Annotated in this window: 18 protein-coding genes and 1 tRNA gene; 7 read left to right on the top strand and 12 right to left on the bottom strand. The window is 46.5% G+C overall.

The annotated features are described in order from the left end of the window. Positions 1–40 precede the first annotated feature (40 nt). Positions 41–970: a peptidoglycan recognition protein family protein gene (locus MIC7113_RS33460; RefSeq protein WP_226883430.1), complete on the top strand. Its 930-nt coding sequence runs from the start codon at positions 41–43 to the stop codon at positions 968–970. Positions 971–994: 24 nt separating this feature from the next. Here MIC7113_RS33460 and MIC7113_RS17025 read toward each other — a convergent pair whose 3' ends face one another. Then, a complete protein-coding gene (locus MIC7113_RS17025; RefSeq protein ID WP_015183403.1) occupies positions 995–2,602 on the bottom strand; it encodes a peptide ligase PGM1-related protein in 1,608 nt (535 codons plus the stop codon). 232 nt (positions 2,603–2,834) lie between these two features. On the opposite strand from MIC7113_RS17025, the gene MIC7113_RS17020 reads away from it, so the two are divergent. Beyond that, complete coding sequence (locus MIC7113_RS17020; protein ID WP_015183402.1) at positions 2,835–4,052, top strand: acyltransferase family protein; 1,218 nt, start codon at positions 2,835–2,837, stop codon at positions 4,050–4,052. Positions 4,053–4,271: 219 nt separating this feature from the next. On the opposite strand, the gene MIC7113_RS17015 is transcribed toward MIC7113_RS17020, so the two are convergent. Together MIC7113_RS17015 and gnd are read right to left on the bottom strand one after the other, a co-directional pair. After that, positions 4,272–4,703, bottom strand: a complete 432-nt coding sequence (locus MIC7113_RS17015) for a hypothetical protein (RefSeq protein ID WP_015183401.1) — start codon at positions 4,701–4,703, stop codon at positions 4,272–4,274. Positions 4,704–5,313: 610 nt separating this feature from the next. Beyond that, positions 5,314–6,762, bottom strand: coding sequence for a decarboxylating NADP(+)-dependent phosphogluconate dehydrogenase (gnd, locus tag MIC7113_RS17010; protein WP_015183400.1), 1,449 nt, complete (start codon positions 6,760–6,762; stop codon positions 5,314–5,316). Between the two features lie 281 nt (positions 6,763–7,043). On the opposite strand from gnd, the gene MIC7113_RS17005 reads away from it, so the two are divergent. Together MIC7113_RS17005 and ileS are read left to right on the top strand one after the other, a co-directional pair. Beyond that, complete coding sequence (locus MIC7113_RS17005; RefSeq protein WP_015183399.1) at positions 7,044–7,946, top strand: Ycf66 family protein; 903 nt, start codon at positions 7,044–7,046, stop codon at positions 7,944–7,946. A gap of 156 nt (positions 7,947–8,102) precedes the next feature. Next, a complete protein-coding gene (ileS, locus tag MIC7113_RS17000) occupies positions 8,103–11,006 on the top strand; it encodes an isoleucine--tRNA ligase (RefSeq protein ID WP_015183398.1) in 2,904 nt (967 codons plus the stop codon). A gap of 173 nt (positions 11,007–11,179) precedes the next feature. Here ileS and MIC7113_RS16995 read toward each other — a convergent pair. The 6 genes from MIC7113_RS16995 to MIC7113_RS16970 all read right to left on the bottom strand — a co-directional run bounded on the left by MIC7113_RS16995 (position 11,180) and on the right by MIC7113_RS16970 (position 15,636). Next, positions 11,180–11,256: transfer RNA gene (locus MIC7113_RS16995), tRNA-Met, on the bottom strand. Between the two features lie 50 nt (positions 11,257–11,306). Continuing rightward, entirely contained in the window at positions 11,307–12,260 is a 954-nt protein-coding gene (locus tag MIC7113_RS16990; RefSeq protein WP_015183397.1) for an asparaginase, read from the bottom strand. 82 nt (positions 12,261–12,342) lie between these two features. Further along, positions 12,343–12,843 (bottom strand): CGLD27 family protein, encoded by a 501-nt coding sequence (locus MIC7113_RS16985; RefSeq protein WP_015183396.1) that lies wholly within the window; start codon positions 12,841–12,843, stop codon positions 12,343–12,345. Positions 12,844–12,849: 6 nt separating this feature from the next. After that, positions 12,850–13,251, bottom strand: coding sequence for a ribosome silencing factor (gene rsfS / locus MIC7113_RS16980; protein WP_051055903.1), 402 nt, complete (start codon positions 13,249–13,251; stop codon positions 12,850–12,852). 193 nt (positions 13,252–13,444) lie between these two features. Next, positions 13,445–14,134: a bis(5'-nucleosyl)-tetraphosphatase (symmetrical) YqeK gene (gene yqeK, locus MIC7113_RS16975; protein ID WP_015183394.1), complete on the bottom strand. Its 690-nt coding sequence runs from the start codon at positions 14,132–14,134 to the stop codon at positions 13,445–13,447. Positions 14,135–14,406: 272 nt separating this feature from the next. Then, on the bottom strand, positions 14,407–15,636 hold the full coding sequence (locus MIC7113_RS16970; RefSeq protein WP_015183393.1) for a glycosyltransferase family 4 protein: 1,230 nt from the start codon (positions 15,634–15,636) through the stop codon (positions 14,407–14,409). 631 nt (positions 15,637–16,267) lie between these two features. Here MIC7113_RS16970 and MIC7113_RS16965 point away from each other — a divergent pair. After that, positions 16,268–16,771 (top strand): hypothetical protein, encoded by a 504-nt coding sequence (locus tag MIC7113_RS16965; RefSeq protein WP_015183392.1) that lies wholly within the window; start codon positions 16,268–16,270, stop codon positions 16,769–16,771. A gap of 286 nt (positions 16,772–17,057) precedes the next feature. Further along, positions 17,058–17,945 (top strand): hypothetical protein, encoded by an 888-nt coding sequence (locus MIC7113_RS16960; protein WP_015183391.1) that lies wholly within the window; start codon positions 17,058–17,060, stop codon positions 17,943–17,945. On the opposite strand, the gene MIC7113_RS16955 is transcribed toward MIC7113_RS16960, so the two are convergent. Together MIC7113_RS16955 and MIC7113_RS16950 are read right to left on the bottom strand one after the other, a co-directional pair. Further along, positions 17,942–18,421, bottom strand: a complete 480-nt coding sequence (locus MIC7113_RS16955) for an ATP-binding protein (protein WP_015183390.1) — start codon at positions 18,419–18,421, stop codon at positions 17,942–17,944. The genes MIC7113_RS16960 and MIC7113_RS16955 overlap by 4 nt on opposite strands. Beyond that, the gene (locus MIC7113_RS16950; RefSeq protein WP_015183389.1) at positions 18,408–19,409 is read right to left on the bottom strand and encodes a sugar transferase; all 1,002 of its coding nucleotides are present in this window, start codon (positions 19,407–19,409) and stop codon (positions 18,408–18,410) included. Before MIC7113_RS16950 ends, MIC7113_RS16955 begins: the two co-directional genes overlap by 14 nt. Before the next feature lie 337 nt (positions 19,410–19,746). Here MIC7113_RS16950 and MIC7113_RS16945 point away from each other — a divergent pair, with 337 nt between their 5' ends. Continuing rightward, positions 19,747–20,526, top strand: a complete 780-nt coding sequence (locus MIC7113_RS16945) for a 7-carboxy-7-deazaguanine synthase QueE (RefSeq protein ID WP_015183388.1) — start codon at positions 19,747–19,749, stop codon at positions 20,524–20,526. Here the strand turns inward: MIC7113_RS16945 and MIC7113_RS16940 are convergent. Continuing rightward, positions 20,523–21,167, bottom strand: coding sequence for a DUF3318 domain-containing protein (locus MIC7113_RS16940; protein ID WP_015183387.1), 645 nt, complete (start codon positions 21,165–21,167; stop codon positions 20,523–20,525). The genes MIC7113_RS16945 and MIC7113_RS16940 overlap by 4 nt on opposite strands. Positions 21,168–22,091 lie beyond the last annotated feature (924 nt).

Below are 22,091 nucleotides of genomic sequence, written 5' to 3'. Positions count from 1 at the left end.
TCTTATATTCTTATTAGCTTTGTGGTTAACAATCATAATTGTGAGTCCGAAGACGGGGCGAACAGAATTGGTAAGTGATAATGAGTTTGGTGTGCCCCATCAGTTATCTCCTAACTCCAATATTGATGGAAAAAATATGGCTCCAGCTATTCCCTCAAGGTGTGCTCTACAGCCAGAAATCAATAAACAAACATGGAATCAATTCACTGATATTGAGTTTCAGCCAATTACCCTCTCCCGTTTTAGAAAACTTGGCAATGAAGTTAATCCATCTACAGGAGAACCTATTAATAGACAAAGTCCTTTCAGACTCTTTAACAATTCCCAACCCATCGAATCCATTGCTGTAGCCCATCCCACAAACTATGGAGAACGTTTTCTCAATGACTTGTATGGTAAACCCGCCCAATACGCTCCCATTGTTGTGATTCATGAAACCGTTGGTTCAGCTAGGAGTGCCATTAATTTATTCCGAACTCCACACCCACTAGATTCACAACAAGTAAGCTATCACTCATTAATTAAGCGTTCCGGTGAAATTGTTTATATAGTCCCTCCAGACATGAGAGCTTATGGGGCGGGGAACTCGGTTTTTGAGAGTGAAAATGGGCGAGAAACTGTAAAAACTAGTCCTAAACATCCTCCGTCGGTCAACAATTTTGCATATCATGTATCTCTAGAAACACCCAGAGATGGTAATAATAATCGCCGACGACATAGTGGTTATACCAAGGCTCAATACCAATCTCTGGCCTGGTTAATCGCCAAAACTGGAGTCCCTGATTACCGAATTACAACTCATAAAGCTGTCGATCGTTCCGGTCAAAGAGGCGACCCAAGAAGCTTTAACCAACAGAATTTTTTGAAGTTCCTACAGGCTCAACCTAGAACGAAAGAGATTATGATTGATTGCCAGCCCCCAGATTCATCCGTGGAGACCCTTCAAAATCCAAAATCCAAAATTGATTGACCCCCAATCTATGACCCAAAAACTCTAGATGGTTCCCCAAGCAATGGGAGGGCTGGGATAGGAAGGATGCTGGGCAGGATTGAGGCTTGGCTTAGTTTCTTCATCCAGGACATTGACCACCTGGTTATATAAATCTTCTGCTTGTTGTAGAGAATCCCCGATACTGGTTACTCCCAGCTTACCAAACTCGGAAAGTGACCCCATCAGGTGAAACACGTTCCCCGTTTTGGTACTACTATCAAAGTGCAAACGGTGATGGGCAATAATATCCATTAAATCTTGGGGCATCAATCCTCGATAGCGCTCTTTTTGCAAATTGTCAGTTGCCATATAGTACTTTTCTCGACCCTCGTGGCTATAAAATAAACCCGTAGACTGGTCATAACGACCATTGGTCAAAAACTTAAGGCTCATAAATGGATGAGTTGTACCACCTTTGCGTAAGTTGATTTCAATCGCCTGTAAATCCCATTGGGCACCGGGACTATCAGGTTGATGAACGGCAACAAAATCAACTCCGTAGCGCTCAATTGCTCCCTTATCCGCCAAAACCCGACCCACACGCAGCCCCATCTCTTGCAAGAGTAGGCGATAGGCTTCATCCCCAGGAAACTTGCAACCCAAATAAATCTGACCGTCTGGGCCACCTAAAATCTGATCGTGGGTTGAGAGGATGTGAACCTCGCCACTGGGACTAATATATCCCTGGACGCTGGGCGATCGCTTTTCTTCCCCCTCAATAAATGCCTCAACAATTGCCCCCAACTCTGGAATACGACTGGCAAAATTCTCCCACGTCTCATTTTTTGCCTGAAAGCTCATGGATTCCATGCGCTCATGAAGTGTTGCTACTCGTTCGGCATGGGAGGCTTTTTCGGGAGCAACCTGTGGTATTTTCCTCAAGTCAAGGATGGCATTTCCCTCTCCGGAAAAGCCTTCATTGAGTTTAACCACGATCCGCTTTAGGGATGGTTGGCGTTCCCACAACTCGGCCGCTGCTTCCACCAGATCACTGACGGTTTTCATCGTCTTGCTGCCGTCTGGATAAGGCACACCACTTTCGGCAAAAATTTCCCGACTGCCGCTTTTTGTACCCAAATACAGCAAATCCGGATCTGGGGCTAGCAGCGGAATCCCAACTTTTACGGATAACTCTCGCTCGAACTCCGATGAGTTATAACAAACCATGTACGACTTCTGAGGACGAAGGGCTTGACGAATCCGCTCAATTAATCGGGGACGCTCTAAAATTTTTTGGCTGAGGGGTTTGGGAGAGCCATCATAGGTCGAAAGCAGCAGTAAGCGATCGCGGGCATGGGAGAAAGGAATTCCCGGCAATAGCTGCAAATAATAATCAATGATAATCGGCGACAGAGGCACAGCCGTAATGTAAATTAACCGTGTGCGCGGATTGCGTAGACGAATCAAAGAAAACAACAGCCGTTCTTCGTAATGCAGACAGCCCTCAATCTTCTTGAGTTCTCGCTGATCCATACTGACTGAAGGGACAATCAAGATATCGTGGTCGTCTTGGTCGAAGAAGTCAACGCTATGCCAGCGCTCACGCAACTGATTCTGAAGATGTCGAAATTGCTCTGCATAAGCAGAGGAAGAAGAATTTAAAGTTTTCATTGCCCCAACCCCACCTTAATCCTGATAAATGCAATCTTAACGGTTACCGGGGGAACAGGTTCACAAACCGCAATCAAGTTGTACTTCATCTTGCCCAGAAACCGGTCTTTCAGATGGGGTAGCCAATGAATCTTGACTAAACTCCTTTTATTGAAGATATTAAACTTCAAAGCCTAGATTTTCAAGACAATTGAATAAAAATTTCCAATTAGACCGTCAGTGGCGTTCAATCATGCATTACCCCAAAGTCAACTGTGCGAATCAATTAGATCCTTTTCTTGCACTTCGAGGGCTGGCTTGTCTTGTTGTGGTTTTTTATCATGTTGCTCCTCCCAGAAATTTTATCGGTTATCAAAACTATGACTTTAGCTGGATACTATTTGGTCATGGTTATGCCGCTGTTTTAGTTTTCTTTTGTTTATCCGGTTATTTGATGGGAAAAGTATTTTATTCAGGAAGATATACCCTTGATCGAACAGGTGTTTTTAATTTTTGGCGAAACCGTATTTTGAGGATTTTTCCTCTCTACTACTTTAGTATTTTCATTTTAGCCGTATTTGTGTATACACCGATTTTGCAAATTTCTAACTGGGAATATTTATTTCGCTTATCTACTTTTACTTACAATCAAAGTCTTCCTATTGAATTTAGTGGCAGTTTCTGGTCGCTCTCAACAGAATTCCAGTTTTATCTTGTGGTTCCTCTAATCTATGCCGGTTTTAAAAATCGTTTACAAACTCAGAAACAAGTTATTTTTTCATTTGGAGCTATTCTCTTGCTAGTTTGTCTCTTACGATTAGGCTTTACTGTTATTTTTAAAACTCAAGAAATTCACGATAACTACATTCAATATATTTATACTCCCCTCCTGACGAATATTGATGTTTTTATGTGTGGTTTTTTGGTTAATGCTTGGCTGAAGTGTAAAAAAAGTAATGAGCCAAAGCCAAGCACGGATGTACTCACAAAGCCCTTCGTTTTCAATGTATCAAGCCATGCCAAAAAGATAATTGCTTTTACCCTAGTAATAATTCTCTTTTTGTTTACTGCCTATTACTACTATTATCACGGCCCTGGCGAGTCCATTGTTTATCCAGCCGTAACCGCAATAATAACTTCGCTTTTCATTGGGTTGTTTGAGTCAAGTGGTAATGATGAATCTTTTCATAAAAATGAAAAGTTATCCTTGGATGCTATAGTCAGAAATCCTGTGAGAATCTTAGAGATTGGAGGAGTTCTTTCTTACGGTGTCTATCTTTGGCATCAAGCCATTCTGGCAAAAATTACTACGATTATCACGTCAATTCATCCGGTCGAAGTATTTTTGATTAAGCTCGTAGGAACACTCGTTTTATCAAGTGTACTAGCAACGATAACTTATTATGCCATTGAGATACCCGCCGCTCGCTGGAAACTTTACCGAAGCTCTACCAAAACTAATACCCCCTAATTTAACCTCTTTTAGTACAGAGTTACAGAGTTAAAGTTTAGATGATTTGAGCCAATGACAGGTCACGTTTCACAAGCAGGACAAATCAGCGATCGCCTTTAACACCGCTTCAAGTCCAATCACTCTTCTACCCAAGGCTATGATTGAATGAAATCTTGGAAATATTAAAATCTTTTGAATGGGTTTTTGGGTAACAAATTGCTGTAATCCGTAGTCCGCTTATAAAGCGGGTGTTGAGTCACGAATTTGTAAAATTTCTTCTAAAAGAAGGCGATCGCCGTCTGAATTGTCTACCATCAATCCAGCTTTTGCTTGTTCCGTGACTTGTAGATGCCGATTGGGTTCAAAGTTAAAATCTTGATTCAAAAGAAATCCCTGATTTTGAAGCTTTGTGAGTGCTAAGTTACTCGTAAATTCAACTAAATCAACTTCAGGCTTGAGATAATAAGAATTACGTAAAATCCAGCGACAAGCCTCAGGCTCAGTTTTAGCTAACATGTAAATTGCTGCCATCAAAACATCTTCAACACATTGAGGATTAGGTAAAACAGTAAGAAAGTTTTTCAAAGAAATAATCAGTGCTGGGTTTTGACTTTTAAAAACATCTACAGCTAATTCAAGGTGAATATCATAGGTTTTGGCTAAACACATGCTCACGGGTCTTTTCCTTATCAATCAAAAGGAGACTCTTGGCAGATAGTACAACCAGCCTTAAAGTTGAGACCGCCAAGTCATGGAGATGATAAGCATAAGCCACCTTTGTGCGTGAGAACTGTAGGCTATCTCAGCGAAGGCAAGAACGTCTCGTAGCTGATTAGCGGCTTCAATTTCCGCACGTCGAGAGCAAAAGCTAGACCCAGAAATGACGGTTCAACCAAAAATTGGTCTGGCTATACCTTAAAAATTAGTCGATCAATGTGAATAATTTGTGAACCATCTAATACACTCCCATCCTAATCACCACCGAAGACCAATCACAGAGGGACTTATTCTTCCGTTCGTGAGCCTCAACAAAAACGGTTAAAGAAAAATTCCAGGAATCAGAACCACAGCTAAATTCTAATCAATACAAGGTCTGTTGATGTCCTTTTCCTGGTTTGAATTATAACTTCTTAATTTTTAACTTACTGATGCTGATTGGAATTGTTATTTGCATACACTATGGGTAGGGGCACGCTCTGAGCATACCCCTACAAAAACCCATATTCTACCCGAATAAAAACCGCTCTAATTGACTGAGAAATGAGCGGAATTAACCCGATTAATCGGTGGTGCCAGTTTGGAGAGATTCTTCAGCAACCTTTGTCCATTCAGTGTGGAATGCACCGGGTTTATCAGTACGTTCATAGGTATGAGCACCGAAGTAGTCACGCTGTGCTTGAGTGAGGTTTTGTGGCAGGCGAGCACGTCGGTAGCTGTCGAAATAATCCAACGATGCACTGAACGCCGGAACTGCAATTCCTAGTTTATTCGCCACTATCAGCACATCTCGCCAAGCCTCTTGCCGATCCAAAATGCTTTGCTTAAATTCAGGAGCCAACAACAAGTTGGGCAAATTTTCGTCGTCCCGGAAAGCGGTCTTAATTTTATCCAGGAACCCAGCGCGAATAATACAACCACCTTTCCAAATCCGCGAAATTTCGCTTAAAGCCAGGTTGTAGTTCAAATCTTTAGATGCTTTACTCAACAGCGCCATGCCTTGAGCATAGGAACAAATCTTTGAGCAATAGAGAGCATCGCGGATTTTGTTGATAAATTCCTTAGTATCCCCTTCATACTTTCCTGTCGGGCCTGGTAGCTCTTTTGAGGCTGCCACCCGGTCTTCTTTATAGAAAGACATAATCCGAGCGTTGACGGCTGCAATCATGGTGGGAATGGGTACAGCGAGTTCTAAAGCACTCTGTACTGTCCAGCGTCCCGTCCCTTTTTGCCCCGCCGCATCTTGAATAACATCGACTAGAGGTAAGTTCGTATCGGGGTCAATGAACCTGAAAATATCCGCTGTAATTTCAATCAAAAATGAGTTGAGTTCGTCGGTAGTGTTCCACTCGGTAAAAACTTCGTGTATCTGCTGATGATCCAGTCCCAACGTGTTCTTAAGCAGGTCGTAGGCTTCGGCAATGAGCTGCATATCGCCGTATTCAATCCCGTTGTGTACCATCTTGACGTAGTGACCTGCACCACCAGCGCCGATGTAGGTAACACAAGGCCCATCATCTACTTGAGCGGCTATTTTCGTCAGAATGGGCTGTAATTCTGCGTAAGCCTGCTGTGTACCCCCAGGCATTAAGCTTGGGCCATTCAGCGCTCCTTCTTCACCACCGCTGACGCCCATGCCCACAAATCCCAGTCCAGCAGCCTCTAATTCTTGGGTGCGTCGCTCTGTGTCTGGATAATAGGAGTTACCGCCGTCAATGATCATGTCTCCCTGCTCTAGGAAGGGCTTGAGCTGGGCAATCACCGCATCAACCGGCGCACCCGCTTTCACCATAATTAGAATCTTGCGGGGTCGTTGCAACGATTTGACAAATTCTTCAATCGAGTAAGTCGCTGTGAAGTTCTTCCCCTTAGCCCGCTCTTCCATAAACTTTTCAGTCACGGCAGCGGTACGATTGTAAACACTGACTGGAAAACCATTACGCTCCACATTCAGGGCAAGGTTTTCGCCCATAACGGCTAGACCAATCAGACCAAAACTTGGTTGTGTCATCTGAACTCTCTCCGGAACTCTGAGTATTACGGTTGTCTCAGCCTTCAGAGTATCTCGATCCCCGGAGTAGCCCTGTAAAGATATAGATTAAATTAAAAGTCTGCCTTTGATTGATTAACGAAACTTTTATCTTATTCAAATAGGTTTAAGATGGAATTTTAGCATAACTGGCTGGAATTAGCAAAGACATCATGATCTGCAACGGCAGATTAACTAATTGGTATTTAAATCTACATTTTCACGCCAAAATTTAGAGACACAGAGTAAGGAGTACCCACAAAATGTTGGCATACGTCCTGGCGTTGGTCATTGGTCTTGGTAGCCTGGGAATGTACCTGGCAGGCTTCTTTTTACCAGAAGTTCATCGCAAAGAAGATTTTATCTGGAGCGGCATTGGATTATTTTACGCCTTAGTCTTATGGGTGTGTGCTGGACGCATTACCGGCGGCGTTCTTTTAGGGCAGACGGCAAGTGTAGCGCTGTTAGGTTGGTTTGGCTGGCAAACCCTGACCTTAAGGCGAGAACTGACTTCCCCAGAACGCAGAACACCCATTTCTCCAGAAGTGCAAGAGAAAATTAAAGGGTTCTCATTCACCGGATTGGGACAAAAACTGCAACAGCAAGTCAGCGGTTTACAAAAGAAACAGCCATCGGCGGCCCCATCTTCGTCCGCTTCACCCACAACGGCAAACACACCGAAAGATAAGAACAAGGCGACTGGAGGACAAGCCACGACCCAGGTTCCTGAGACAGCCCCAGCACCGACAGATACAGCAGATACTCCAAACAGCTCCAAGGTTGTAACAATTATTGACTCCAGAAATACCTCAACCGAGATAGCAATTCAGGAAAATGCGACAACAGAGGTAAGCCCATCACCAACCCCAGTGGATGAACCAGCAGCAGATAACGCCGAAATGTCAGCGTCTCCTGAACTGGTTCGACCAAATCCCCCCGCACCCGAACGGGTAAAAGCCGCCCAAGAATCGGCTATGTCTAACACGGCAGACTCTGGCGTAGACGCCGCAACGCCCATTGAGGACATTGCACCCGAAGTTGAACTGGCACCCCCTGCTGAACCGCCTGGTGATGGCGACCCGATGATGAGACAAAATCCTCCAGATGGGGATATTGCGATCGAAGGCGTTCCCATCGACCCAGAGAATCCGCCAACGCTCAGTTGAAGTTCCCCTAAATTCTCACAGATAATGGGAAAAGAGCCTATCCGAGAAATCCTTGATGGATCATGACGTTCCACCTCTGTTGATGTTGGGTTTCAAATCTCGACGCCACTTTTCGGATAGGCTTAAAAGCGAGTCAACCTATCTCAGCGTCAGACTGTGACAGAAGCAAAATCTTACAAAGATACCGTCAATCTTCCCCAGACCAAATTTGATATGCGGGCGAACGCTGTCAAGCGCGAACCCGAACTGCAACAGTTTTGGGCAGAACACCAGATTTACGAGCAACTGTCACAGAACAACCCTGGTGAGATTTTTATTTTGCACGATGGGCCACCCTACGCCAATGGCTCCTTGCACATGGGTCATGCCCTCAACAAAATCCTCAAAGACATCATCAACAAATATCAACTGCTGCAAGGGCGCAAGGTTCGCTACGTTCCCGGATGGGACTGTCACGGCTTGCCGATTGAGCTGAAAGTCCTGCAAAATATGAAGTCCGAAGAACGGCAAAACTTGACCCCACTCACACTACGTCACAAAGCACGTGACTTTGCCCTCAAAGCTGTCGATGAGCAACGCCAAGGCTTTAAGCGTTATGGCGTTTGGGGGGACTGGGAGCATCCTTACCTAACCTTAACCCCAGAATACGAGGCGGCTCAGATTGGTGTCTTCGGTCAGATGGTCTTAAAGGGCTACATCTACCGAGGATTGAAGCCCGTCCACTGGAGTCCGAGTTCTCAAACCGCCTTGGCAGAAGCGGAGTTGGAATATCCGGAAGGTCATACTTCCCGTAGTCTCTACGCCGCTTTTAGAATGACTCAGCCAGCGGCAGGCGTAAAAGAGGTATTAGAGCCATTTTTGCCGGATTTGGGTGTTGCCATCTGGACAACAACGCCTTGGACGCTTCCCGGCAACCTGGCTGTTGCGGTCAATCCAGAACTCAATTATGCCGTGGTACAGGTTGGCAGTGAAAGCCCGTACAAATACCTGATTGTGGCAGCAGATTTGGTGGAAAGGCTGTCTGAAACCTTCGGAACGCCGCTAACGGTGAAAGCCACAATGCCAGGAAAAGCATTGGAACACAGTACCTATCAGCATCCACTGTTTGATCGCCAAAGTCCGGTGGTGATTGGGGGTGATTATGTGACCACGGAATCGGGTACCGGATTGGTACACACGGCACCAGGACACGGTCAAGAAGACTATCAGGTGGGTCAACGCTATGGCTTGCCGATTCTCTCACCCGTGGATGACAAAGGTAACTTTACCCAAGAAGCTGGAAAGTTTGCTGGGTTAAATGTCCTCAAGGATGCCAATGAGGCCATTATCCAAGCCATGGAAGCAGCAGGTTCCTTGCTGAAGGAGGAGCCTTATCTCCATAAATATCCCTATGATTGGCGCACGAAGAAGCCAACTATCTTTAGGGCAACGGAACAGTGGTTTGCTTCGGTCGAGGGATTTCGGGATGAGGCGCTAAAAGCGATCGCATCGGTAAAATGGATTCCGGCTCAAGGGGAAAACCGGATCACGCCAATGGTGGCAGAACGTTCCGATTGGTGCATTTCTCGGCAACGGAGTTGGGGTGTTCCCATCCCTGTGTTCTACGACGAAGCCACCAACGAACCTCTGCTCAACGAGGAGACAATCGCACACGTTCAAGCCATCATTGCAGAAAAAGGCTCGGATGCTTGGTGGGAACTATCGGTAGAAGAGTTATTACCCGAAAACTACCGCAATAATGGCAAGTCCTACCGCAAAGGCACCGATACGATGGATGTCTGGTTTGACTCCGGTTCTTCCTGGGCGTCTGTACTCCAGCAACGTGAGGAACTGCGTTATCCGGCTGACTTGTATTTGGAAGGGTCTGATCAACATCGGGGTTGGTTCCAGTCCAGTTTGCTCACCAGCGTTGCCACAAATGGCTGTGCGCCATATAAAACCGTCTTAACCCACGGCTTTACGGTGGATGAAGAGGGGCGCAAGATGAGTAAATCTCTGGGGAATGGGTTCGATCCGATGGAGGTGATTGAGGGCGGGACAATTCAACTCCAAAAAAAAGGGAAAAAAGAGAAGGTAACGATGCCGCCTTATGGGGCTGATGTGTTGCGCCTGTGGGTGTCATCGGTGGACTACTCGGCAGATATTCCCCTAAGTACAACCATCCTCAAGCAGCTAGGAGACGTCAGGGGCAAGATTCGCAATACCGCCCGTTTTTTGTTGGGCAATTTACATGACTTCGATCCGGAAAAGCATACGGTGCCTTATGAGGAGTTGCCGGAATTAGACCGTTATATGCTGCACCGGATGACGGAGGTTTTCCAAGAAGTTACTGAGGCTTTTAACAGTTATCAGTTCTTCCGCTTTTTCCAGACGATACAGAATTTCTGCGTGGTTGACTTATCCAACTTCTATCTGGATATTGCCAAAGATCGACTTTACATCAGTTCCCCCGACTCTTCGCGCCGTCGCAGTTGTCAGACGGTGATGGTCGTAGCTTTGGAGAATTTAGCACGAGCGATCGCACCGGTGCTATCTCACCTGGCAGAGGATATCTGGCAATATCTCCCCTACAAAACGCCCTACAAATCGGTGTTTGAAGCGGGTTGGGTGAAGTTAGAGGACAAATGGAAAAAACCAGAACTCGCTGCATCTTGGACAATATTACGCACCATCCGCACTGAGGTTAACAAAGTGATGGAGCAAGCAAGAGCACAGAAGATGATTGGTGCTTCCCTAGATGGGAAGGTGTTACTCTACGTTTCTGAGCCAGAGTTACGAAAGCAGCTAGAAGCACTCAATCCGCAGGATAGTCTGAGTGGTGATCGAGTAGATGAGCTACGCTATTTGTTTTTAGCTTCACAGGTGGAGTTATTAGACTCACCCGAAGCCATCCAAAAAGCGGAGTTCAAGAGTGAGTCGGACAAGCTATCTGTCGGTGTCGTGAAAGCAGACGGGGAAAAGTGCGATCGCTGCTGGAATTACTCCACCCGCGTTGGTACCCTATCAGAGCATCCTTTATTGTGCGAGCGCTGTGTGCCCGCATTGAAAGGTCAATTTTAATCGGACTGTCCGCACCTCACATCTCTATCTCTGGTGTCAGCTTCGTGGCTACCAACTTTTAACGAATCATCTTCATCGGGGCAAGGCATACCTTGCCCCTACCTGTAGGCGAATTTTCCTAAAACAAAACCCCACAACCTTTACAGATTGCAGGGCTTGTTTTATCTTTGAGTTGGTGGCGGGAGGCGGATTTGAACCACCGACCTTCGGGTTATGAGCCCGACGAGCTACCAGGCTGCTCTATCCCGCGTCGTTCTCGCTTTTCCTAGTATAACCCTAAGTCTTAAAAAAAGGCAACCCTTAAAGCATAGAAAGTTCGCCAATGACCTCTAAACGCTTGTAGTTACCGAGTTTGAGGAACGTTTCGGACAGAGTTTCCGATATCGAGGGAGTAATCCAACCCATTTGCTTGAGTAGGTGGATAGCAACGGCATACTTGGCTCGTTTCGCGCCATCCATCACCTTAATCGCGATTCCCATGCCTTCTCCAATCCGACCAATGCATTGAACACCCTCTGACCCCGCTTTACTCACCAGTTCTCCTTCTGACAATCGCATCAGTTCCGTATCAAATGCGCCTTCACCTGAAATGAGGTGAGGATGATGAGTCATGGCGCGGACAATCCGCTCCATTGCCAGGTTGTCACCGGAAGCTAACTGGGCATACAACGAGGCCATTTGCCGCAGTTGTACAAAGTAAGTCGGTGCCCCACAGTCATCGTGTGCCCGAATTAACTCTTCTCCTGGCATCTTCATCAACTCAGCCACTTGGCTCAAGATGAGCTTTTGTACCGGATGGTGATACTGCAAATAGCTGGTAAGAGGCCATTGACGTTGCTGACAAACCGCTAACATCCCTGCATGTTTCCCAGAGCAGTTGTGTTGCAGTGGGCTTTTCGTTCCTTCGGGAATCGGACATTGCAGGGCGGACGGGTCTACATCACAGCGCCAAAGGATATGGAAAACCTGACGGACTTGTTCCACCTTGCCCTGATGAGAGCTACAGATAATCGCCAAATCCCGGTCATTCAGGTTATAGCGTTCTAGTGTGCCGGTGGTAGTCACCGCTAGCGCCTGAAAAGGTTTGAGGGCTGAACGAATAAAGGTTGAGGTCTCTGGATTACCCGCCACAGATAAAACCCGTCCCCGATTGTCACAGACGACGGCTTGAACTCGATGGGTCGATTCGACGATTCCTTCGCGCAGCAACCGTACTTCTATAACTGGTGTTTGAGTGCGTTTTCCCCTTGTCATGCCTAAGACCTTAACACTGTAAGGGGACTCAAGAATTGCTGTTGGGGCACAGCCGCGCTGATGCGGATTGACCGCCTAGAGTTTATAAAAAATTCCAAATTAAGCTACCACCAAAAACCAACAAAATAAGAATGCCAAATGTCCGCTTCAGACGTTTCAGAATGGGTTGGACTTGATAAGAGACAATCAGGCGATCGCGGGTCAAAATTTCTGGCGGCTTTGTCCAGGTTTGACCATCATACCAACCTGACTCCTCATAGAATATTGTCTCCTTTAACAGGCGATCGCGCACGTAAGACCAACCCAAATAGAGCCGCAACAACGTCAACGCCAAGAACACCCCGGCACCCGCCGCACCACACAGCAGAAACTGTACGGTATAACGAGTTGGCGCAAAACTGGCAGATGCCCAAGGGCCTGCCACCATCCAGCTCACTCCCCAAACCCAAACTAGCTTCTTAATATAGTTTGGCAGATCCAGCGTTCCCCAGCGAAAGAACCAGGACTCTTGCAACTCCTGATACTCGTTGATTGGTTGCTGCTCAGTGGGAACTGGGCAGATAGAAACAGAAGATTCCATCATATTTCGTCACTGTTGCGGTTGGGATACCTGAAATTCAATCTGTTCTGCGTGACCCCAGAACGCTTCCAAATTATAGAACTCTCGCTCTTGAGGTAGCAAGATGTGGACAATCACCTCACCGTAGTCCTGAAGAATCCAGCTACTCTCAGCGACACCTTCCGTCCTGAGAGACCGCCGTTCCCACTCCATCTCAACTTTGTGTTCAATCGCTTGAGAAATTGCCCTGACCTGCGCCTTAGAATAACCTGTCACAATCACAAAGAAGTCTGCTAAGTAACTGACATCACCTACCCTGAGGATAACGATATCTCCGGCTTTGCGGTCATCTGCGGCTTCAGCAATGGTCAACGCCAGACCCTTGCTCATATCTTGTGCTTGAGTATTGGTAGACACTAAGGTAGAAGGCATTTTCAATTGATCTCTCATTAAATCCTAAATTCCTTGTTCAAAACGAAATCAACGTGCATTCAGGGGACTGAGAACAAAAAAAGGATGAAGGATCTAAATTGGACAAAGGCTGAATCATCTTAGCTTTTAACCTTTCTCCTTCATCCGCATTACCCTTTCTACTTCCCTGGTTTGACACCTTGTTCAATCACGCTCATACTTTCTTTTTAGAAATTGTTCTTTGATTTTCTCGCATCAAACCTGAAGGCTGTTCCTCAGAGGCAACTTGGAGTTTTCCTAACCCTTTTTTGGTTAGTTGGTCTTTGCCTTTCGTCTGGTGCTGAGACAGGCTAAGCGCCCAATTTCGAGTCAAAATCGTGCGCGGGTGAATCAAACAACGGCTATCAAACAAAAAACTCAGTGAATACTCGCTGGTAAGGCAAATTGCTTTGTAAAGGTCTTGTTTGCTAACTTGCCGTAATCTTTCCAACTCCGGCGTCTGGCCTCTACTTGGCTCCAAACTATCGGCGAGAAACACGACACAGCTTAAAGGACTCATAGCCGGACACCCCAAGGTGTGATTGGCAATGGCCTCCATTACCTCTTTATCTTGCATCCCAAATTGATTTTTGGCGACAATCGCGCTGACATCGGCGTGCAATAGATGAGGTGTGGCTTCACAGATTGGGTCTATTTCTATCCCTTCATCCCTTGCCATCTGCAACAACACATTGGGCTTAAAGTATTTAGCCAGGTCGTGCATCAGTCCAGCTTGAGCAGCCTTTTCGACATCCAGATGATAATGCCTTGCTAGTTCAACGGACATCTGCTCTACACCTAAAATATGCTGAAGCCGAGCAGCAGGAACGTTATCTGCTAACCAGGTTAAGACCTGATCACGCATCAAAAATACTCCTAAAGGCAACGTCTTAAATCGGCCAATTGTATTACAGCAACGTTATTAAACTTAACCATCACGTCCTCAAACTCTAGTCTGGCGCAAAATAAGGTAGCGCTAGCTCTTTTAATACCACTTTCCTTACGCCCCGCCTTGCGGCATTCGCGCAGTTTACGCCTCACCCCATCGCGCCCGGTACGCGATAACTTTATTCTTGCTGTCAAGTAACGTCTTACGCACTGACAACCAGGAGAACATGCTCGTGCCCTCATTTTAGCTTAACGCTTATGAACGGCAGCAAAAAGTTCTTCATACTGGTCAAGTGCGTGCTCCAATGTGTAGTGAGCCAGAGCGTACTGCCGACTCTTCTCCCCAAGCATTTTAATCTTTTCTGGTTGGTAATACAGCTCCAAAATGGCTGCCGCTAGTGCATCTGGATCTTCGGGAGGGACAATAAGACCCCCGCCACTGTGTTCGATGGCTTTGGCGGCTGTGCCATTTGCCGGAACAGACGCCACCACCGCACAACCACTAGCCAGCAGCACTTGAATTTTCGACGGCATATTGAAAGAAATCACGTTATGCTTTTGCACCACTAATCCCACATCGGCGGCGGCGAGCATTTCAGGAAGTTTCTCGCGGGGTTGAAGCGGTAGTAATGTCACATTGTGAGCGCCACACCCATCGCAAAATTGCTGCAATCGCTGCAAGGCTTGCTCTTCCCCGACAATCACAATTGCTAAGTTGGGAATATGATGCAGGCGACTCGCCGCCTCGATGACGGTTTCTAATCCTTGTGTGAGAGCGATATTACCGGAGTAGAGGACGACAAATTTATCCGTTAGTTGATGTTCGGCGCGGAAGGCGTTTTTTTCTTTGGGCAAAGGGTGAATAAAATTAACATCTACCCAATTGGGTATTTGTACAATTTTACGGGCGGGAACGCCTTTACTGATTAAGTGATCGACGAAGTCCTCCGCAATCACACTAATCTTGGTGGCGCTACGGTAAGCAAACTGTTCTAAAAGTTCAAAAATCCGGATGAGCTTGGGATTCTTGAGTAATCCAACGTTAACCGCCGCCTCTGGCAAAATATCCTGAAGATTCAAGACGATCGGTGTACGATGTAGCCATCCCAAAAGTGCCGATGGAACGGACACTGGTAGAGGGGGCGCGGTGATGAAAATCACATCTGGACGCTTGCCTCTCAGAGCATGGATGAAGCTGGTCACAACGAAACTAGCTTCGAGTAACAATCGATCCAGTAAACTAGGTTTCGGACGAACCCAGACGTAACTGCGTTGAACCGCAACACCATTGGTTAGTTCGGTGAGGTACAGTTTACCTCTATATCCTTCATAAATCCGGCGCTGAGGATAGTTGGGCATTCCAGTCACGACACGAACTTGGTGCCCTCGCTTGACTAAACCTTCTGCTAGCTCTGTGACGAGGGGAGCAATCCCAATTGGCTCTGGAAAATAGTTATAGGTATAAATCAGAATGCGCATGGCTTGAGGTTGCAATCTGGGTAGATACTTGCCGAGTTATCGGGATTGTCCCTCCAGGCTATCCCTAGCTTCAGTAAAGATGTTTAAAGATTCCTTGCCCAATCAAGAAGGCGAGGTGAACTTATGGAACTCCTGGAATCTTTGATATTTGGGGTTATACGGTAATACGTTGCTGCCTTGAGGCGTGTGTTGTAAAAATTAACCACTTGCTGGAGGCTCCCCGCGATTTGAAGCTAGAAACGCCAAGAAGGGATGAGCCACTGTGTGAATCTTTCGCAAGCTCTTCTGTTCAGAATTCCCTCGTTTTTGACTCAAATGGCCGATCGTGATGCACTCCTGCGACGCTGAGCCAAGGCTCTCTAGGCGATCGCCTATTCTTAATTCTCTGGCCAAAGTGGTGATCGTAATTAAAATAGACGGTATTGTCAACTTGTTGAGAGAGATTCATCGTTGTGCGGTTCGGCATCAGTATAGTTGATCTCGATCAAAACCGCTCTCTAGGGCAAGATTCCTCAAAATGACGAAGGATTTACTAGAGCGAGGCAATCGGTGATGTGACTGTGGAGTGATCCAGATTGACAATCTGTAAGCCAAAATTGGAACGAGAACTCTACTTATTAAGGAGAAGACGATGATTATGTCACGTCTGCATAAAATTTTGGCTCCTTTACTGCTGAGCCTGTTACTCCTCGTAACCTCCTGTGCCAGCAAGGCACCTTCCCGTTTTGATCAAGCTCAACAGACAAGCAGCCAGCAGAAAAGCGGTCAGGCTGTAGTCAAGGATGCTACACAAGGAGCCAACTTTAATAAATTCTTCCCTAAGGGGGATAGCGGCTACCAGCGTGTTTATACTCAGGAGAAAAAAGGTTTTTCCCAAGCCAAATTGAAAAAAGACGGCAAAGATATTGCCACACTTTCTATCTCTGATATCAAAAGCACCCCCGATACGGCAAAGAAATACCAGCAAAGCACTAAAACAATTGCGGGTTATCCAGCGGCAACCCTGGGCAATAGTCAAACCAGTGTACTCGTCAATAATCGCTACCAGGTTACAGTCAGATCCACTGACCCCTCTTTTAATCGCGAAGCTTGGTTGCAAAAATTTGACCTAGCGGGTCTTGCTCGACTCCAATAAATAACAGGTGTGACAATCGAAACTGAAATACAGTTTCAGCCCCTAAAGACGATAATTAGGGGAATTTTTCCCCTGGCTGAACAACGGAAAGTAGCCTGATCCTCAAAGCTTCACGAGCGAGCGTTCGACCGCATAGAATGCTGACATTCGTGGTTGGGCGCGTTAGAGTAACGGGGCGTAGTCCGGCGTGACGCTAGATGGATTAGAGAAGGGTAGGGCGTCAAAGAACTTTACCCTCGCTAATCGGTTAGTACAAATCTTCAAAACTAAGGCAAGGAGCCTGCCCATGAGCAAACCAATTTTTGAACTTGTTGATGAGCTACCAACCAGCAATATCACCACGATGGCGTTGAGGTCTCTCGATTTTGTCATTCCAGGTGAGTGGCAAAATGTGGTTGGTTTTGAGAATACCATTCGCACCGTTACGGGTGAAACGGACGAAGAGATTATTCAGCAAATTGGCGATCGCGCGGTCTACCTGTACAATGATCGCTCCCAAGGCTACCAACGTGCCATGTGGCTTTACCAAACCGTTGACAAGACGGATTATGCCTTGGGTGCAGCGGCTCTAGCCAATAAAGTGGGAGAAAAAATCCCTCTCATGGGGTTTTTAAGCAACCTAACACCCAAAGCTGACAAAGCCCAAACCATCGATTTGTGCTTGAAACTGGTTGTAGAGTTAGTCGCCTTCTGTCAGATTAACGGCATTCCCGGTGATAGTATTGGGGACTTTGTCGCCTCTTTAGGGGAATACAGTGGCGAAAATTTGATGCGGATGGCTGCGCTCGTGTGTTTTGATGGCCTGATTCCCCTCGGCCCCGATTTTATCAGGCAGGCGCAATCCACTCTTTCAGGACTTAGTCCTTCAGATTTAGAGCGAAATCAGACCTTCAGTAGCGTTAGTGACGCCATTCCTGGGGGCGATGCGGGTGGTAAGCTCAACTTTATCGGTCAAAGCTTTGATTCAGTCAAAGGTTGGATGAGTAATTTTGTGGCATCAAAAAGTTTGACTCCACAAAATGTAGCCAATAACCTGCAAGGGTTTATTGACGTTGCTGATAGCAAATTGGACTATTTGGGAGCTTTTCTCGATGTGTCTACCAACTATTTCGAGCATACAGGCACCCAAACCTTAGCTCGACGACTAATTGAGAGAGCGGTTGCTGAAATCTAGTGCCGTTTACGCATCAGCAGACAATTGCGCTCGTCGTCTACGCGCAAGTAAGCTAGCTCATCCATGAGTTGGTGCATAAAAATCAGCCCTCTGCCTCCTATTTCCTCTAGTGGATCAGCCTGTTTATGGTGGTCGAGGGCTTCTTGAAGTTTAGTTTGCAAATCAAATGGCTGCCCATGATCCCAGATTCGCATCTCTAAGCTGTCAGTAAATACCTTCAATTCCAGCTCGATTGGTGTCGTTGGAGGTAATTTTTGATGAGCATGGCGAACTGCATTTGTAAAGCCTTCTACAAATGCGAGTTGGCACTGCGATTGAAAGGGTTGAGGCAGGAGCGGTTTGGTAAAATCCTCAAACCACTGTAAAACTTGTGTAACAGCGTGCAAGTCCGTCTCGACTTGGAGACGGTCTTGTTTGAGGGGTTTTTCGTTATGCCTCAACCAAACAAGGTTCCAGGGTTTTTTAAACAGCGCCACTGTCTTTACGAAACACAACCAAGATTGTTTTGAGAATGAGCTTCAGGTCATACGCCAAGCTCCAGTTTTGCTGGTAGCGTAAATCCAGTCTAATGATGTCTTCAAAATTGCGGATGGAAGATCGCCCATTGACCTGCCACTCGCCAGTCATTCCGGGTTTGACATCTAATCGTTGCCATTCGGGTACTTCATAAATGTCAACTTCATTCGGTGTCGGAGGTCGGGTGCCAACCAAACTCATCTCACCTTTTAGGACATTCCAAAACTGAGGGAGTTCATCCAGACTCGTTTTCCGCAAAATGCGACCCACCTTTGTGATTCTGGGGTCGTTTTCCATCTTGAATACCTTGCCATCGGCTTGATTTTGATTTTCAAGCTCTTTTTTTCTGGCTTCGGCATCAACATACATGGAACGGAATTTCCAGATCTTAAACGGCTTTCCCATCCAGCCTAAGCGGGTCTGACTAAATAAGATGGGGCCTGGGTCATTGAGTTTAATCGCCAGTGCGATCGGAATAAACACTAAAGCCGTAATGCCTAAACCCACCAGCGAACCCACAACGTCTAATGTGCGCTTGACCTTAGATTGTACAGAAGGATGAGTTGTTGGTAACTCGGTTTTTGAGCGATTGGCAACGGAATTTTCGGATGCCTCCACTGGCTCAATCGTCAAAACTTTGTCGAGCGCGGTCATTTCCAGCACAGCCTTCACCTGCGGAAGCACGCCCCTGAGTACCACCTTAACATCCTTGATCCGAGCGATCTTATGATTGCTCACGATTGCGCCAATCCCACTGCTGTCGATAAATGTCGTCTGTGAAAAATCAAAAACGAGATTTTCGGGAAGTGAGCTTTTTTCCAAAAGCTGGTGACAAGCGTCTTTAAAGGCCACAGCGTCAACCCCAGCCAAGCGAACGGGAATCTGCATCACAGCAGCACCGTTTGTGAAATTTACCTCAAAACTTGTTTCTGGAACTGGGTCAGCCATAAAAATTTGGTACTCAGTTGTAACCTATCGTTCTGACCAACTATTGTGTCCTACAATCTTCGCCATCGCCAAATATTTGTCTTAAATTCATGCTCCCTGCTTAATGCACCAGAGGCTTGGGGCTACATCGGTAAGATTATTTTTAGGACTCGCTGGTACTCTTGGGGACGCCTAACGCTTCCTTAACGCTACCACGGGTTGTGAACAATCCGGGTGTGATGAGTACAACGTCCATATCTAGTTGACCGACTACTAGGATACCGGAGATGAGAGTGAAGAGGACTTATGGTCTCCCCCCAACCCCTATTGCAAGTTAAAATAAGCTATCTAGAACTAAATGCCCTTGGAAACTAAGCTTACTGCTCGCCTCGTTGAAATTTTTTCTGCCATTCAAGGCGAAGGTCTGAACGTCGGTACTCGTCAGATATTTGTCCGCTTTGCGATGTGCGACCTACGCTGTAAGTTTTGCGACAGTGCCCATACTTGGGGCATCCCCTCCCAGTGTCGCATCGAGCGGACGCCTGGAGAGCGGGATTTTGAAACGCATTCTAATCCGGTACCAGGAAGCCTGCTGCTTCAATGGGTGGAACGGCAAAATCAACCGGGCTTACACGATAGCCTGACGCTGACGGGCGGCGAACCCCTACTCCATGCTCCATTTCTGGTCGAGTTTCTTCCTTTATTACAACAGTTCACTCCATTGCCAATTTATCTGGAAACGGGTGGTCACCGTCCCGAACAGTTAGCGATGATTTTGCCCTACTTAGACTCGGTGGGTATGGATATCAAGCTCAAGAGTGTGAGTGGAGAGGAACACTGGGCGGCGCACACCGAATTTCTCCAACTTTGCCATAATTCATCATTGGAGTTATTTGTCAAGTTAATTGTTGACCACAACACCGATCCCGCTGAGTTGGAGCAGGCGGCTCAATTAGTGGCACAGGTTAGCCCCCAAATCCCCGTATTTCTCCAACCCGTTACTCCCTTGGAAAGCTCGAATCAGCCGTTGCGCGTGCCTGCTCCAGAACAGGTTCTCGCTTGGCAAGCTTTAATGAAGGGCACTCTCGCCTCTGTGCGGGTCGTACCGCAGACCCATAAAATGATGGATCAGCTTTAGTACTGTTCCTCGCGTTGGGATTTCACTCTGGCTTTAGCTTGAGCTGCACTCTTTTTCAGCGCCGAAAGCCGTGCTTCGTATTTGCGCCGTTGACGCCGACTCGGTGTGATTTCCACCAGGGTTTTCAACGCGCTGCCCAGACTTTTGTAGGCGTTGGGTAGAGTATAACCAAAGCGAGTGGCAAGGGCGATCGCTTTTTCATCTGCCTCCACCGCTTCCTTGAAGGTTTTATCCCCATTGTTTTTTTGATACAGCCGCCAGCCGGAAACTCCACACAGCGCCAAGGCTAACAACAGCAGCAAGCCATCCTGTACCCACAGTTCGCCCACAGCGCCGCCTAAACCAATGGCTAGAGCCGCCATTTCCCATCCCTCTTTGGGGATGGTATCATTCTGAATTCGAGCCACTTCATGCCAAAATATCAAGTTGCGCTGGTCAAGAGCGAGCTGCTCCCATTTGACTAGGTCAATTTGAATTTCAACCTCATCTCTGCCAATTTCTTCAGTGCGAAGCAAGGGGGGATTGACTTCAGTGGTTGCTTCTACCATGACCCAGCTCTGCAATTCTGGTGGCAGCAACGTTTTTAAACGCCGGAGTTCACTCATCTCGGCTCTGGCAGAAGAGGTTGCATAGGATGTCATATATCTGCCTCTACAAAACTCCAAACTATCAATACAAGCTATCCATCAGGGTATCACTAGGAATTGTGGCACCCTCCTACCGCCCTGTGCAAGAACTCTGGCAAGGCTTTGTACCCTGCTGCATACTCTTGTCAAAGGAACGGTGGGATTTTCCAGTTACAATTGCCCTCCTCAAATAGGCAACCTCACTGGCTTACACCGTTTTAGTGCAGCAAGACACCACAGCATCTCAACCTAACGGTATCCAAATAGGACATAAACATTAAATATTTATGTTCTTTCTATTCTCAGTTTAGCTAACTTCGCCAGAATCCCCAGACGGTCAAAAGGTGCGGCGAACACGCTCAATGACAGTTAGATCACAAAGCCTCGAATTCCCTGAGTTCATCCTCTCTTGTCCGCCTCAGCAGAGAAGTCTTCTGTACTATCATGCCCCTGAATCATCGACTCAATCGGCTGTCATTGTCATCAGCCTAAGGTTACAATCAAGCTTTAATCCTACTTTCCTGTTGTGGGCTACCGCTTGGAGGTGAATAATAATACCCTACAAATCTATAGCGTTTCCTAGTCTCGTGAGGTACATTCTTGAGCTTCAAGTCCCCCTTTTTAAGCCGGAGCTTTAGTGTTAGCGAAGCGGGACGAAGTCCGGAGATGCGAGGGGGATCGTGTTGTACCTCACATGAGAGGGAACCGCTATATATCACCTTAACTCAAAAAGAGTCTACCAAGTTTTGATAAACACTCTATAGGCAATTTTGTTAGTTGTATGAAGATTAGCAAAAAAATAATCTTTTTTAAAAAAATTATTTCAAACTTTTATTAGGATACAAAATAGAGCTTTATCGTCGGTTAAAATTTTTATGCATAACCTTAAGTAGAAAGAGTTATAAAGATGAAAAGTTTATTCATTTCTATTGTGTTAGC

The organism is Allocoleopsis franciscana PCC 7113, assembly GCF_000317515.1.
Classification (GTDB): domain Bacteria; phylum Cyanobacteriota; class Cyanobacteriia; order Cyanobacteriales; family Coleofasciculaceae; genus Allocoleopsis; species Allocoleopsis franciscana.
Note: the sequence above shows the minus strand (reverse complement) of the source record. Positions and strands in the feature narration are given on the sequence as shown.

Bases quoted from the DNA above. Each gene is read 5' to 3' on its own strand.
- MIC7113_RS17025 (WP_015183403.1), bottom strand. From the start codon at position 2,602: ATGAAAACTTTAAATTCTTCTTCCTCTGCTTATGCAGAGCAATTTCGA.
- MIC7113_RS17020 (WP_015183402.1), top strand. From the start codon at position 2,835: ATGCATTACCCCAAAGTCAACTGTGCGAATCAATTAGATCCTTTTCTT.
- MIC7113_RS17015 (WP_015183401.1), bottom strand. From the start codon at position 4,703: ATGTGTTTAGCCAAAACCTATGATATTCACCTTGAATTAGCTGTAGAT.
- gnd (WP_015183400.1), bottom strand. From the start codon at position 6,762: ATGACACAACCAAGTTTTGGTCTGATTGGTCTAGCCGTTATGGGCGAA.
- MIC7113_RS17005 (WP_015183399.1), top strand. From the start codon at position 7,044: ATGTTGGCATACGTCCTGGCGTTGGTCATTGGTCTTGGTAGCCTGGGA.
- MIC7113_RS16990 (WP_015183397.1), bottom strand. From the start codon at position 12,260: ATGACAAGGGGAAAACGCACTCAAACACCAGTTATAGAAGTACGGTTG.
- MIC7113_RS16985 (WP_015183396.1), bottom strand. From the start codon at position 12,843: ATGATGGAATCTTCTGTTTCTATCTGCCCAGTTCCCACTGAGCAGCAA.
- rsfS (WP_051055903.1), bottom strand. From the start codon at position 13,251: ATGCCTTCTACCTTAGTGTCTACCAATACTCAAGCACAAGATATGAGC.
- yqeK (WP_015183394.1), bottom strand. From the start codon at position 14,134: ATGCGTGATCAGGTCTTAACCTGGTTAGCAGATAACGTTCCTGCTGCT.
- MIC7113_RS16970 (WP_015183393.1), bottom strand. From the start codon at position 15,636: ATGCGCATTCTGATTTATACCTATAACTATTTTCCAGAGCCAATTGGG.
- MIC7113_RS16965 (WP_015183392.1), top strand. From the start codon at position 16,268: ATGATTATGTCACGTCTGCATAAAATTTTGGCTCCTTTACTGCTGAGC.
- MIC7113_RS16960 (WP_015183391.1), top strand. From the start codon at position 17,058: ATGAGCAAACCAATTTTTGAACTTGTTGATGAGCTACCAACCAGCAAT.
- MIC7113_RS16950 (WP_015183389.1), bottom strand. From the start codon at position 19,409: ATGGCTGACCCAGTTCCAGAAACAAGTTTTGAGGTAAATTTCACAAAC.
- MIC7113_RS16945 (WP_015183388.1), top strand. From the start codon at position 19,747: ATGCCCTTGGAAACTAAGCTTACTGCTCGCCTCGTTGAAATTTTTTCT.
- MIC7113_RS16940 (WP_015183387.1), bottom strand. From the start codon at position 21,167: ATGACATCCTATGCAACCTCTTCTGCCAGAGCCGAGATGAGTGAACTC.